The organism is Mycolicibacterium helvum, from assembly GCF_010731895.1.
GTDB classification, from domain to species: Bacteria; Actinomycetota; Actinomycetes; order Mycobacteriales; family Mycobacteriaceae; genus Mycobacterium; species Mycobacterium helvum.
The window spans coordinates 2,859,393-2,872,944 of sequence record NZ_AP022596.1; the positions used below are offsets into that span (position 1 = coordinate 2,859,393).

Sequence of the window (13,552 nt, forward strand, 5' to 3'; positions counted from 1 at the left end):
GTCGCGTTAGAAAGACAACCGTCGTAACACCGAGTAGGTCAACGCTCCGGCGGCCAGCGCGCTGATGCCCAACGCCGCGGTGGTCGCCACCGCGGCCCCCGACGGCGCCGGAATCCGGTCGCGCAACGGCACGGGCCGCAAGAATGTCAGCACCGGCCAGCCTTGTGCGGCGGCCTCTTTGCGTAGCGCGCGGTCGGGGTTGACCACCGCCGGGTGACCGACGGACTGCAACATCGGCAAGTCGGTGATCGAATCGCTGTAGGCGTAGCAGTGTTCGAGTGAGTAGCCCTCCAGCGCCGCCAGTTCGCGGATCGCAGCACCCTTGGCCTCGCCGTAGCAGTAGAAGGCGACCTCGCCGGTGTACTTGCCGTCCTCGATGACCATCCGGGTACCCATCGCGTGGGTGGCGCCCAATGCTCGGGCGATCGGGGCGACGATCTCTTCCCCCGATGCCGAGACGATCACCACGTCACGCCCGCAGAGTCGGTGGTCGGCGATCAGCTCGGCGGCTTCGGCAAAGACCAGCGGGTCGACGATGTCGTGCAGTGTCTCGGTGACGATGGCCCGGACCTGTTCGACGTCCCAGCCGGCAGACATCGCGGTGACATAGGAACGCATCCGATCCATCTGGTCGTGATCTGCGCCCGACATCAGAAAGAGGAACTGGGCGTAGCTCGACTTGAGTACGGCCCGTCGGTTGAGCAGCCCTTGGTTGAAGAAGGGTTTGCTGAAAGCGAGCGTGCTTGACTTGGCAATCACGGTCTTGTCGAGATCGAAGAAGGCCGCGGTGCGAGATGGGGTGCCGGCTACCGGCCTGAATTGAGGATTGATTCGCTGGTCGGTGCCCGGGACGGGGACGGTCACGCCCTCAGGATAGGGCCGGTGCGGTCTCAGGTCTGAGGGCGACCACAAAGTGGCAGGCCAAGCCACGTGTCGCACCCTGCATTTTCACAGCGAATACATGGTTTCGAAGTGGCAGCAACACTTGCGCGACTCCACATCGTCGTGTGTATAGTGACTATTACTCGGCTTATGCCGGGTGTGCATCAGCCCGACCCCCCGGGGCTGATACACGACGACCCTCGCCTCCTCCCCCCCTGGCGGGGGTCGTCCCTTATCTCCAGTAAGAAATCTCGTAGATCCCGGCAAACTTCAGAAATGTTGCCGGGATCAATTTTTTCTGTCGATTCCGGCCTGTGCCACACGCGGGTGCTGTCGCTTATCCCCAGATCGGCCTTCGCCCACAATTGCGCTTGAGACCCCTGGCGCGCGGCGTCCGGGCATCCGACGCTGCATTCGTGAGTACCAATCCGGGTGTCGCCGTGATCCTCGTTGCCGAACCCGATTTGCGTGACCAGGCGGATCGGGTGGTCGCGGCCGCTGGGCTCCGACCGCTAGCGGCGTCCACACCCCTGACCCGCAAGGCGTGGACGGCCGCGGTCGCGATCCTGCTCGACGAAGAATCGGCCCGGCGGTGCGAACGCGACGGGCTGCCGCGGCGTGACGGCGTGATCCTGATCGCCTCGACCGAACCGGAGGGGCCGACCTGGGCGGTCGCGATGGCGGTCGGTGCGCAGCACGTTTGTGCTCTTCCAGCGCAGGATGACGAGCTGGTTCGGCATCTCGCCGACGCCGTCGAGACAGCCAGGGAGGGTCCACGTGCCGGCCGGGTCATCGCCGTGACCGGAGGTCGCGGTGGTGCGGGAGCCTCCACGTTCGCGACTGCCCTCGCGCAGATCGCGTCGGCAGCTCTGCTCGTCGACCTCGATCCCTGGAGCGGCGGGATCGACCTACTCCTGGGAAGTGAGTCGGTGCCGGGCCTGCGCTGGCCCGACCTGAGCCTGCGCGGCGGCCGGCTGGCGTGGCCCGCCGTCCGGGACGCACTGCCGAATCACCGCGGGGTGAGCGTGCTGTCGGGCGCGCGGCACAGTCACGAGATCGATCCCGGGGCGGCCGGAGCGGTCGTTGACGCGGGGCGTCGGGGCGGAATGGTTGTGATCTGCGATACACCGCGGCGAATGACTTCGGCGGTTGCGAGCACCCTCGACCGCGCTGACCTGATTGTCGTGATCACCACGTGCGATGTCCGCGGCGTCGCGGGCGCCTCGGCGTTGGCCCCAGTGCTGCGTGGCGTCAATCCGAACGTCGGCCTCGTGGTGCGCGGGCCAAACCCGGGCGGGCTGCGGGCCGCCGAGGCGGCCGACGTCGCAGGGCTACCACTGCTGGCGGCCATGCGTCCCGAGCCGATGCTCGCCGAACGCCTTGAGCGCGGCGGGTTGCGGCTGCGGCGGCGGTCTCCACTGGGCGCCTCGGCCCGTGCGGTCCTCAGCGTGTTGCCGACCGGTGCTCAGGTTCGCGCGGCATGAGCGCATCCCTGGTCGACCGGGTCCGCGAGCGGCTGGCTGCCGAGTCGTCCTCGTTGCGGCCCGCAGCCGTTGCCGCCGCGATCCGGGCCGAGTCCGGGGGAGTGCTCGGGGACACCGAGGTGCTGACCAACCTGCGGGTGCTGCAGACGGAGCTGACCGGCGCCGGCGTGCTGGAGCCATTGCTGCGCGCGCCGGGAACCACCGACGTACTCGTCACCGGCCCTGATGCGGTGTGGATCGATGACGGCAACGGGCTGCGGCCCGCCACGGTGCGATTCGCCGACGAAGCTGCGGTCCGGCGCCTGGCTCAACGCCTCGCGGTGGCCGCCGGCCGGCGCCTGGATGACGCCCAGCCCTGGGTCGACGGGCAGCTGACCGGAGTCGGCACCGGAGAGTTCTCGGTTCGGCTGCACGCCGTACTGCCGCCGGTCTCAGCTGCGGGGACCTGCCTGTCGCTGCGGGTGCTTCGCCCGGCCACCCAGGACCTTGCCGCATTGAGCGCGGCCGGTGCGATCGGGCCGGAGGCGGCTCAGCTACTCAACGGGATCATCGATGCCAGGTTGGCCTTCCTTATCTCTGGTGGTACCGGCGCCGGCAAAACCACACTGCTGGCGGCCGCGCTCGGCGCGGTGTCATGCAATGAGCGGATCGTGTGTGTGGAAGACGCTGCGGAGCTCGCGCCGGCGCATCCCCACCTCGTGCGGTTGGTAGCTCGCGCCGCCAATGTCGAAGGCGCCGGCGAAGTCACGATGCGCCAGCTGGTCCGCCAGGCCTTGCGAATGCGCCCCGACCGGATCGTGGTGGGCGAGGTGCGCGGCGCCGAGGTCGTCGATCTGCTGACAGCGTTGAACACCGGTCACGACGGCGGGGCCGGGACGGTGCACGCCAACAGCCCGGCCGAGGTGCCGGCACGTTTGGAGGCGCTCGCCGCTCTCGGTGGGCTCGACCGCGCCGCCTTGCACAGTCAACTGGGCGCGGCGCTGCAGGTTGTGGTGCACGTGAGCCGTGGCCGAGACGGGGCGCGCCGGCTCGGCGAGGTCGCGGTGCTGTCCCGCGCGGACAGCGGTGCGGTGCAAGCGGTGAGCGCGTGGCACGCCGACCGCGGCTGGCAGCGCGGTCGCCGGCAGTTGGAAATGCTGATCGAAGCGCGGCGACTGTGAACGAGATACCGCTGTCGGCAATGCTTTTGGCGACGGCCATGCTTGCAGCACCACCGCCGCCGCGGTGGCGGCTGGGCCTCGCGGGACCGCGGATCGGTGTGCGTGGCCCGGTGTTGGTCGTCGGAGCAATCGTCATCGCAGTTGTCCTGCCGCCCGCGGTGCTGCTTGCCGCGGCAGTACTTGGTGCGACGCTGATCACGCGCAGGCGTCGTCGCCAGCGGTGCCAAGACCGCGTCCGGGCCGGCCAGACCTTGGCGGGTGCGCTGGAGACCCTGGTCGGCGAGTTGCGGGTCGGCGCACATCCGGTGCGCGCCTTCGCCATTGCTGCTGGTGAGTCGGACGGCACGATCGGCAGCGCATTGCGGGCGGTCGCCGCCCGTGCCGGGTTGGGCGCTGACGTCGGAGCCGGACTGCGCGCCGTGACCGACTCGACATCGGTTCCCGCACAATGGGATCGGTTGGCGGTCTGCTGGCAGTTGGCCGCCGATCACGGTCTGGGGATGGCGGCACTGCTTCGCGCGGCCCAACGCGACATTGTCGAACGGCAGCGGTTCACCGCCCGGGTCGAGGCCGGCCTGGCCGGGGCACGGGCCACCGCCGCAATCCTGGCTGGCCTGCCGCTGCTCGGGGTGCTGCTGGGGGAGTTGATCGGCGCACATCCCGTCCGGTTCCTGCTCGGTGGCGGTGTGGGCGGCGGGCTGCTGATCGCGGGCACAATCCTGGTCTGTGCGGGACTGGCATGGGCCGACCGCATCACGGATCGACTGCTGACATGACAGTCGCCGCAGTGCTATTGACCGTCGCGCTACTCATCGCGCCGGGCCCTGCTGCGGTGCGTCGCCGCATCGGATTGGGTGCGTCTCGCGCCGCGCCGGTTCGGCACCGGCGCGTCGATGATCCATTGGCCACCGCGTCAGCGCTCGATGTGTTCGCGGTATGTCTGTCCGCCGGGATGTCGGTGTCCGCGGCGGCGGCGGCGACGGCACCGTCGGCCCCGGACCGGCTTGGTGCGCTATTACGCCGAGCGGCCGACCTGCTGGCGCTCGGGGCTGACCCGGACACCGCTTGGTCGCGGCCGGCGGAGACGACCGATGGCGGCGAAGCGCTGGCTCGGCTTGCGCGTCGGTCAGCCTCGTCGGGTAGTGCCCTGGCCCAGGGCGTGGCTGAACTCGCCGAACAATCCCGCCAGGACGCCGACCACGCTGCGTCGGCGGCCGCCGAGCGGGCGTCGGTGCTGATCGCCGGGCCGCTGGGGCTGTGCTTCCTGCCCGCATTCATCTGCCTGGGCATCGTGCCCGTGGTGGCCGGGTTGGCCGGCGACGTGTTCGCGTCGGGAATCGTGTGAGAGAGAGGAAAGATGTTGTTCACCAATATGATTCGAGAGTTGAAGGCGCGAATGGCAATGGCGGCGGTCGACGACGCCGGCATGTCGACGGTCGAGTATGCGATCGGGACGATTGCCGCCGCTGCGTTCGGCGCCATTCTGTACAGCGTGGTCACCGGCGACTCGATCGTCGGCGCATTGACCAACATCATCAACCGCGCGCTCAACACGAACGTTTAAGCGGTGATGCCGGTTTCGCCACCGTCGAAGCGGCTCTTGCCATCGCCGCACTGGTCGTGGTGCTCGTCGTGTGCGCCGGCGGACTCACCGCGGTGGCGATGCAGGTGCGCTGCATCGACGCCGCCCGGGAGGCCGCACGGCTGGCGGCCCGCGGCGACGAGACGAGCGCGGTTAGCGCGGCCCGCGGAGTCGGGCCCGCCGGGGCGTCGGTGCAGCTACGTCGCGACGGCGATTTCGTCGTCGCGACGGTCAGCGGCCACTCCCCGCTGCTGCCGGGCGTCATCATCAGAGCCGAGGCGGTCGCAGCCGCGGAGCCTGGCTCGTGACGACAGCGGCGCTGCCACGGTATTGGCCGCGATTCTGATCGCCGGTCTGGTCGCGATCAGCCTGGCCGGTGTCCAGATTGGCAGTGCCGTGGTCGCGCGACATCGTGCGCAGGCGGGGGCGGACATGGCCGCGCTGGCCGCGGCCTTGTGGCTACCGCGTGGCGCCGACAGCGCGTGCCGGCAAGCAGCCGCGGTGAGCCGCGCCATGGGCGCGGTGCTGAGCGACTGCGATGTCGACGAGCTCGACGTCGTCGTTGCCGTCGACGTCGCGACCGGCCGGCTACTCGGTGGGCGGGCCCACGCGGCGGCGCGAGCCGGACCCGCTGGCTAGGCGTTCTTCAGTTTGGCCTCGGCCAATTCCGTATCGGTGGGCAGTCGCAGGGTGATCAGACCGGCGAAGCTGCCGCTGTCGACCTCGATACGGTTGACGGTGACGTGCATCGGCACCCACCCACTGCCGACCGCGGGCAGCCGCAAGACCCTGCTGGTGCTGCCGGTCTCGAATTCTTCGGCCATCGGGATCAGCTCGCCGCGGTCGTCCGGGTGGAACTGGACGCTGTGCCGCCAGTCGTAATGCGGGCTCGGGTCGTCGAGCCACTTCAGCAACTTCCACGTCGCCAGATCGACGAGTGCCCGGTGCACGCCCGTCTGCGAAAGGCCGTCGAGGATCCGTTGCGTCAGCTGGTCGGGTGGCAGGGCGCCCTCGTCGACGTCGCAGCGCAGGTTCATCGCGCGCGCGATCAGGTGCTGGGCACCGTCCTCGGCTTCCTCAATGGCTGTGCGCGCCACGAACCCGGTCCGAATGACTTCACCGCTATCGGTGAAAGTCCAAGTGGTGCAATATGTTCGACCAGGAGCCTCGTCCTTGGCCAGGGCCAGCACATTGGATTCGTCACTATTGAAGCTCCGGACGGGAAGATCCTCGGCAAACGCGATGTCGTGGGTCGGTTCCTGTATGGGATCCCGGCCGGCGTTGGCCAGCGACTCGACGGTGTCGGTGGCGATGCCAAGTGTGATGTCCCACTTCAGCGGCCCGGGTATCGGCCGTTCCGGGGGCTTGGCACCGGCGGGCCCGATCCACATGTGCACGCCGTGCATCCGGCCGTCGGGCATCTGCACCGGCTCGGTCCGGATCACCCGATCGCTCTTCGGGGTGATGCTGGCCAGGCTGTTGCCGGTCGCCACAGTTTCGGCGATGGCGGTTTGGATCGCCGCCAGATAGGGACTCCGGCGCAAATAGATCGCCAGCGGCACCAGGTTCTTCATCTGCCGGCCCTGCGCCACCACGACCGGTTCGGTGCCGAGTGTCTCCACGAGCAGCCAATCGTGGGTCATGGTCGCAGTTTAACGGCGCGACCTTGCGTACACATTGGGATGCCAAGCCCGAGAATTTGCAGGTGAGCTGCGGCAATATTGTGCAGCAAACCGCCACGCTATCGATTTTCTTGCGCGCGCTGTGGTCGTTGGGTATTTTTCGCTACGCCTCCAGCAGTGCGGGGCACCTGCCGGCGGGTGTGCTCGCATCGTGGGAGTCGACCGTTCGAGGGGTCCGGTCGGCACGACGATCAGGCAAGGCCGCCGGCCAACTCTGCCAGAACGAGTTTGAGAACTCGGACCGCGCCGGCCTTATCCAGCGGGTCATTCCCGTTGCCGCACTTGGGTGACTGCACGCATGACGGGCAGCCCTGCGGGCATTCACACGCCTCGATCGCCGCCGCAGTCGCGCCCAGCCAGGTGCTGGCCAGTCGATAGCCGCGTTCAGCGAAGCCCGCCCCGCCGGGGTGCCCGTCGTAGACGAACACGGTGGGCAATCCATCGGCGCCGACGGCCGTGGACAGCCCGCCGATGTCGCCGCGGTCGCAACTGGCCACCAGCGGCAGCAAGCCGATCGCGGCATGCTCGGCCGCATGCAGCGATCCCGGTACGCTGGTGGGTTCGATTCCGCTGTCCAACAACGCTTCCGGTGTGATCGTGTACATCACCGCGGTAGTTGGTAGGCAGTGCTCGGGCATGTCGAGTTCGACAAAATCGATGACCTCGCCGGACAATCGCCGGCGTAGGTAGCCGATCACCCGGTGGGTCACCGAGACCGGGACCAGGCCCAGGGTGATCGCGTCGTAGTGGACGCGTTCGCCAGTTCCGGTGATCGCGATATCGGTGAGCTCCCGCGCGAAGGTGGTATAGCCGGGATCCTCGGCGTGGACGAACGCCACCCCGTCTTCGAAGCTCAGCGAGTCGACGAGGTAACTCTCGCCCTGGTGCAGATACACGGCCCCGGGGTGAACCGTGGCCGGGGCCTGACCCGCGCCGGTGCTGCCCAGCATCCGACCGGTACCGGCCTCGACGATCGCGATGTGGCCCCCGGCCGAACCCCGGATATCCACCGCCGGATGCGGGTCGAGCCCGGCGGCGGGGAAGTACTTGCCGCCGCGACGGCGCAGCAACCCGTCCTCGACCAGTTCGGTGGCCACCGCCTCGGCCTCCCAGCGGCGCACCTCCGCCTCGTCCAGTGGCATTTCGGTTGCCGCGCACAGCAGCTGCGGACCCAGAACGTAGGGGTTCCCCGGATCGATGACGACGCGCTCGACCGGCTTGTCGAGCAGCGCCTCAGGGTGGTGTACCAAGTAGGTGTCCAGCGGGTCGTCGCGGGCGATGAGGACTACGAGCGCGCCCTGACCGCGTCGGCCGGACCGGCCGGCCTGTTGCCAGAACGACGCGACCGTCCCCGGGAACCCCGCCAGCAGCACCGCATCCAGACCGGCGATGTCGATGCCCAACTCGAGGGCGTTCGTGGTCGCCAGTCCGCGCAGTTCGCCGTCGGCCAGCGCACGTTCCAGTTCGCGCCGGTCCTCGGCGAGGTAGCCCGCCCGGTAGGACGCCACGGTGTCCTGCAACTGCGGCGCGATGTCCTCGAGGCGGGCCCGTGCGCCCAGCGCCGTCAGCTCCGCACCGCGGCGGGACCGCACGAACGTCAACGTTCGCGCGCCCTCAGCAACCAAATCGGCCATCATGCGGGCGGCTTCGGAGCCCGCTGAATGTCGCACCGGCGCGCCGTTCTCGCCCAGCAGGTCGGTGCGCAATTCGGGCTCCCACAGCGCCACGGTTCGGGCGCCGTGCGGTGAACCGTCTTCGGCCACCGCCGTCACGATGTCACCGATCAGTTCCGCCGCGGTCTCGCCGGGTGCGGCGGTGGTCGCGCTGGCGAAGATGACCGTGGGCCCCGGCGCCGAGGCCGGTGCGTAGCGCTCGCACAGCCGCAGCAGCCGGCGCAACACCATCGCCACGTTCGAGCCGAAAATCCCACGGTAGTAATGGCATTCGTCGATCACGATATAGCGCAGGCCGCGCAGGAACACCGCCCAGCGGGTATGGTTGCGCAGCAGCGACAGGTGGATCATGTCGGGGTTGGAGAACAGCCACCGCGAGCGTTCGCGGGCGAATCTGCGTACCTCGGCCGGCGTGTCGCCGTCATAGGAAGTCGGCGCCACCTCGGCTAGTGCGGCCACTGTTGTGGTCAATGAATGGGCGGCGCGCAATTGGTCGTGGCCGAGCGCTTTCGTGGGGGACAAATAAAGCGCCCTCGCGCGCGGATCACGGGCCAGCACATCCATGATCGGCAATTGAAACGCCAGCGACTTTCCCGATGCCGTGCCGGTGCTTATCACGACATGATGTCCAGAGTGGGCGAGGTCGGCGGCACGGACCTGATGCGACCACGGGCGGGCGATTCCGTGATCATGGAACGCGCGGAGCACATCTGGATCAGCCCAGGCAGGCCAGTCCGCGCCGTCGGCTTGGCGAGCCGGAAGCTCGGCGACGTGGCGCAGTGCAGCTGGCGATGATTCGGCGCCCGCGACGGCAGCGTTAAGCAGCTCGCTGCCGAAACTCATCATTTGAAATCAGCCCTTTCGAAAAAATATCTACAGCCCCGTATCGAATTGTTCATCAGTTAGTAGCACCGAGACTGTCGCAAGAGCCTCAGACATGATTGGATAAGGGCGGTCGCAGCTTCTGTGTTCGTGTGTCAGCACTCGCAGGATCGACGTTGCGGTCGCGGTTCCTGCGAGGGTCTGTAGGTCGGGTGAGTTCCGACGACTCCACGAAGGATGGCGGTCGGAACGGGCCCGGTCTGCCGAAAACTCGGTCGGCCGCTCCCGGTTGGAAGAGAAGGAAAGTACGAAAGATGCCACAGGGAACTGTGAAGTGGTTCAACGCGGAGAAGGGTTTCGGGTTCATCGCACCCGAGGACGGCTCTGCCGACGTGTTCGTCCACTACACGGAAATTCAGGGGTCGGGCTTCCGCACCCTTGAGGAGAACCAACGGGTCGAGTTCGAGGTCGGTCAGAGCCCCAAGGGCCCACAGGCCACAGGCGTTCGCGCCGTCTGATCAACAACGACATCACGAAACACCCCCGAGTGTCCCGGTGACGGGCATCGGGGGTGCTTTCGTTGGTGGGTGTCCCGCGGGAGGCTTTCTTCTGGGGAACTCGCCACGCCCGTCGACAGCCGTACGGCTGCTGGTCGCTGACTGCCTTACTGTCGAAACGTGAGCCAGCTGTCCTTCTTCTCGGCTGAGTCGGTGCCGCCCGCGGTCGCCGACCTCACCGGGTTGCTTGCGGCGGCTGGACAGGTGGTGGTGGTCGGCGGCGGGGCGCGACTGTCGGTGGTGGTCGATGAGCAGTGGCGGGCTCAGGCGCTGGCCGAGATGATCACCGAGGCGGGGCTGGACGCCGAGATCACCCGCACCGATGAGGACAACCCACTGGTGCGCACCGCCGTCGACGTGCGATTAATGGGGATCGCGACCGGCTGGACCAGGGGAGCGGTCAAGACGGTGCCGCCCCAATGGCTGCCCGGTGCCCGCGAGCTGCGGGCCTGGACGTTGGCCGCCGGCGTCCCGGATGCCGACCGTTATCTGCTGGGATTGGATCCGCACGCACCGGACACGCATTCGCCGCTAGCATCGGCGTTGATGAGGGTGGGAATCGCACCGACTCTGATTGGCACTCGAGGCGCCCGTCCGGCCCTGAGAATAAGTGGTCGCCGACGGCTATCACGGCTGGTAGAGACTGTTGGGGAACCGCCGGATCTGATCGAAGCGTTGTCAGCATGGCCCCGTATCTGAGACATTGCCCTGCGGGGGTCGGTTTGCGTTGACCCGTCCGGAGTGCAAAATTGTCAGTTGCCCGCGGGTCGGGGGTACCTGTGGGCAAGACAGAAGTGGAGCGTAAGCGCAGTTGGCTGACGACGGAACCCGCCTAAGCGGCGGCGATGGCCGAAGTAATGGCAACGTCCGGCGGCTCGTGATCGTCGAGTCGCCCACCAAAGCGCGCAAGATCGCCGGCTACCTGGGTGCTAATTACATCGTCGAGTCGTCCCGTGGGCACATCCGTGACCTGCCGCGTAACGCCGCCGACGTGCCGGCCAAGTACAAATCCGAGCCGTGGGCGCGTCTCGGCGTCAACGTCGAGGACAACTTCGAGCCGCTCTACATCATCAGCCCCGATAAGAAGAGCACTGTCACCGAGCTCAAGGGCTTGTTGAAAGATGTCGACGAGCTCTATCTGGCCACTGACGGTGACCGCGAGGGTGAAGCCATCGCCTGGCACCTGCTGGAGACGCTCAAGCCCCGCGTCCCGGTCAAGCGGATGGTCTTCCACGAGATCACCGAGCCGGCCATCCGCGCGGCCGCCGAAAATCCCCGCGACCTGGACAACGACCTGGTTGACGCGCAGGAGACCCGGCGCATCCTCGACCGGCTCTACGGCTACGAGGTCAGCCCGGTTCTGTGGAAGAAGGTCGCGCCGAAGCTGTCGGCGGGCCGGGTGCAGTCCGTGGCCACTCGGATCATCGTGCAGCGCGAACGCGACCGGATGGCCTTCCGCAGCGCCTCCTACTGGGACGTGATCGCCGAGCTCGACGCGAGCGTCTCGGACCCCAACGCCACCCCGCCCCGCTTCACCGCCCGGCTGGTCAACGTCGACAGCAAGCGGGTGGCCACCGGCCGGGACTTCGATTCCCTGGGCGTCGTTCGCAAGCCCGACGAGGTCGTGGTGCTCGACGAGGCCGCCGCGGGCTCGCTGGCCACCGGTTTACAGGCCTCCAGCCTCGCCGTGGCGTCGGTGGAGGAGAAGCCGTACACCCGCAAGCCCTATCCGCCCTTCATGACCTCCACGTTGCAGCAGGAGGCCGGCCGCAAGCTGCGGTTCTCCGCCGAGCGCACGATGAGCGTCGCGCAGCGGCTCTACGAGAACGGCTACATCACCTATATGCGGACCGACTCGACGACGCTGTCGCAGTCGGCCATCGACGCCGCGCGCAATCAGGCGCGTCAGCTCTACGGCGACGAGTACGTCCACCCGTCGCCGCGGCAGTACACCCGCAAGGTGAAGAACGCGCAGGAGGCGCACGAGGCCATCCGGCCCGCCGGTGACACCTTCGCCACCCCCGGCGCACTGCACCGCGAGCTCGACACCGACGAGTTCCGGCTCTACGAGCTGATCTGGCAGCGCACCGTGGCCTCGCAGATGGCCGACGCCCGCGGGACCACGCTGAGCCTGCGCATCGCCGGAGTCGCTGGGCCGACGACATTGGATGCCGGAGTCGCTGGGCCGACGACATTGGATGCCGGAGTCGCTGGGCCGACGACATTGGATTCAGCCACGTCCACTGGTGGCCGCGACGTAGTTTTCGCTGCCAGCGGCCGCACCATCACCTTCCCCGGCTTCCTCAAGGCCTACGTCGAGACCGTCGACGAGCAGGCCGGTGGTGAGGCCGACGACGCCGAGAGCAGGTTGCCGCAGCTTCGGCAGGGGCAGCGCGTGGACGCCACCCGGCTGACTGCCGACGGGCACACCACCAACCCGCCGGCTCGCTACACCGAGGCATCGCTGATCAAAGCGCTCGAAGAACTCGGAATCGGCCGTCCCTCAACGTATTCCTCGATCATCAAGACGATCCAGGATCGCGGTTACGTCCATAAAAAGGGCAGCGCTCTGGTGCCGTCGTGGGTGGCGTTCGCCGTCACCGGGCTGCTCGAGCAGCATTTCGGCCGGCTGGTGGACTACGACTTCACCGCCGCCATGGAGGACGAGCTCGACGAAATCGCCAGCGGGCAGGAGCGGCGCACCAACTGGCTGACCAACTTCTACTTCGGCGGCGAGCACGGGGTCGCGGATTCGATCGCCCGCGCTGGGGGCTTGAAGAAGCTGGTGGGTGTCAATCTCGAGGGTATCGACGCTCGAGAAGTCAACTCCATCAAGCTCTTTGACGACGAAGAGGGCCGCGCGGTCGTGGTACGCGTCGGCAAGAACGGCCCGTACCTGGAGCGGATGGTCATCGGCGAGGACGGTGAGCTCAAACCGCAACGGGCCAACCTCAGCGACGAGATCACTCCCGACGAGCTGACCCTGGAATTGGCTGAAACCCTTTTCGCCACACCGCAAGAGGGTCGTGTACTCGGCGTGGATCCGGAGTCCGGTCACGAGATTGTGGCCAGGGACGGCCGATACGGGCCTTATGTCACCGAGGTGCTACCCCCGCCGCCGGAGGAGGAGGGCGGTGTCGGCGCCAAGAAGGGCAAGAAGCCGACCGGCCCCAAGCCGCGCACCGGCTCGCTGCTGCGGTCGATGGACCTGCAGACCGTGACGCTCGAGGATGCCCTCAAACTCATTTCGCTGCCGCGGGTTGTCGGCGTGGATCCCGCCAACGGCGAGGAGATCACCGCGCAGAACGGCCGCTATGGCCCGTACCTCAAGCGCGGCACCGACTCTCGCTCGCTGGCCACCGAGGACCAGATCTTCGACATCACCCTTGAAGAGGCCCTGAAGATCTACGCCGAGCCCAAACGCGGTGGCCGCCAGGGCGCTGCCGCTCCGCCACTTCGGGAACTGGGCGTCGATGCGGCGTCGGGCCAGCCGATGGTGATCAAGGATGGCCGCTTCGGTCCTTACGTCACCGACGGTGAGACCAACGCCAGCCTGCGCAAGGGCGATGACGTCCTGTCGATCACCGATGAGCGTGCTTCGGAGCTGCTCGCCGACCGGCGCGCTCGTGGCCCGGTCAAGAAGAAGGCTCCCGCGAAGAAAGCGGCGCGTAAGAAGGCCCCCGCCAAGAAGGCGTGACCCGCTGACTCAG

General features: G+C 67.7%; 13 protein-coding genes. 10 read left to right on the plus strand and 3 right to left on the minus strand.

Going from position 1 to position 13,552, the window contains the following annotated elements; all coding sequences use genetic code 11:
• Positions 1–6 precede the first annotated feature (6 nt).
• Positions 7–831: an HAD-IB family hydrolase gene (locus tag G6N38_RS13320; RefSeq protein ID WP_163751990.1), complete on the minus strand. Its 825-nt coding sequence runs from the start codon at positions 829–831 to the stop codon at positions 7–9.
• Between the two features lie 467 nt (positions 832–1,298).
• On the opposite strand from G6N38_RS13320, the gene ssd reads away from it, so the two are divergent.
• The 7 genes from ssd to G6N38_RS30480 are packed head-to-tail and all read left to right on the plus strand — an operon-like array spanning position 1,299 to position 5,747.
• Positions 1,299–2,366, plus strand: coding sequence for a septum site-determining protein Ssd (ssd, locus tag G6N38_RS13325; RefSeq protein ID WP_163748031.1), 1,068 nt, complete (start codon positions 1,299–1,301; stop codon positions 2,364–2,366).
• Positions 2,363–3,526, plus strand: coding sequence for a TadA family conjugal transfer-associated ATPase (locus tag G6N38_RS13330; RefSeq protein ID WP_163748033.1), 1,164 nt, complete (start codon positions 2,363–2,365; stop codon positions 3,524–3,526). The genes ssd and G6N38_RS13330 overlap by 4 nt, the downstream gene beginning before the upstream one ends.
• The gene (locus G6N38_RS13335; protein WP_246227895.1) at positions 3,523–4,302 is read left to right on the plus strand and encodes a type II secretion system F family protein; all 780 of its coding nucleotides are present in this window, start codon (positions 3,523–3,525) and stop codon (positions 4,300–4,302) included. The genes G6N38_RS13330 and G6N38_RS13335 overlap by 4 nt, the downstream gene beginning before the upstream one ends.
• Entirely contained in the window at positions 4,299–4,871 is a 573-nt protein-coding gene (locus G6N38_RS13340) for a type II secretion system F family protein (protein ID WP_179968521.1), read from the plus strand. Before G6N38_RS13335 ends, G6N38_RS13340 begins: the two co-directional genes overlap by 4 nt.
• A gap of 12 nt (positions 4,872–4,883) precedes the next feature.
• Positions 4,884–5,090: a DUF4244 domain-containing protein gene (locus G6N38_RS13345; protein ID WP_163748035.1), complete on the plus strand. Its 207-nt coding sequence runs from the start codon at positions 4,884–4,886 to the stop codon at positions 5,088–5,090.
• 41 nt (positions 5,091–5,131) lie between these two features.
• Positions 5,132–5,416, plus strand: coding sequence for a TadE family type IV pilus minor pilin (locus G6N38_RS30475; RefSeq protein WP_170314217.1), 285 nt, complete (start codon positions 5,132–5,134; stop codon positions 5,414–5,416).
• 22 nt (positions 5,417–5,438) lie between these two features.
• Positions 5,439–5,747 carry an Rv3654c family TadE-like protein gene (locus G6N38_RS30480; RefSeq protein ID WP_246227897.1) on the plus strand — a complete coding sequence of 103 codons (309 nt, stop codon included), beginning with the start codon at positions 5,439–5,441 and terminating at the stop codon, positions 5,745–5,747.
• Here G6N38_RS30480 and G6N38_RS13360 read toward each other — a convergent pair.
• Both G6N38_RS13360 and G6N38_RS13365 read right to left on the minus strand, forming a co-directional pair.
• Positions 5,744–6,751, minus strand: coding sequence for a PAS domain-containing protein (locus tag G6N38_RS13360; RefSeq protein WP_163748037.1), 1,008 nt, complete (start codon positions 6,749–6,751; stop codon positions 5,744–5,746). The two genes, G6N38_RS30480 and G6N38_RS13360, sit on opposite strands and share 4 nt — an antisense overlap.
• A 230-nt stretch (positions 6,752–6,981) precedes the next feature.
• Positions 6,982–9,309, minus strand: coding sequence for a DNA 3'-5' helicase SftH (locus tag G6N38_RS13365; protein ID WP_163748039.1), 2,328 nt, complete (start codon positions 9,307–9,309; stop codon positions 6,982–6,984).
• 290 nt (positions 9,310–9,599) lie between these two features.
• Between G6N38_RS13365 and G6N38_RS13370 the strand changes: the two genes are divergently transcribed.
• From G6N38_RS13370 to topA, 3 genes are all read left to right on the plus strand, one after another.
• Positions 9,600–9,803, plus strand: a complete 204-nt coding sequence (locus tag G6N38_RS13370) for a cold-shock protein (RefSeq protein ID WP_005138711.1) — start codon at positions 9,600–9,602, stop codon at positions 9,801–9,803.
• 159 nt (positions 9,804–9,962) lie between these two features.
• The gene (locus G6N38_RS13375; protein WP_163748040.1) at positions 9,963–10,541 is read left to right on the plus strand and encodes a hypothetical protein; all 579 of its coding nucleotides are present in this window, start codon (positions 9,963–9,965) and stop codon (positions 10,539–10,541) included.
• 112 nt (positions 10,542–10,653) lie between these two features.
• The gene (gene topA, locus G6N38_RS13380; protein WP_163748042.1) at positions 10,654–13,539 is read left to right on the plus strand and encodes a type I DNA topoisomerase; all 2,886 of its coding nucleotides are present in this window, start codon (positions 10,654–10,656) and stop codon (positions 13,537–13,539) included.
• Positions 13,540–13,552: the final 13 nt, after the last annotated feature.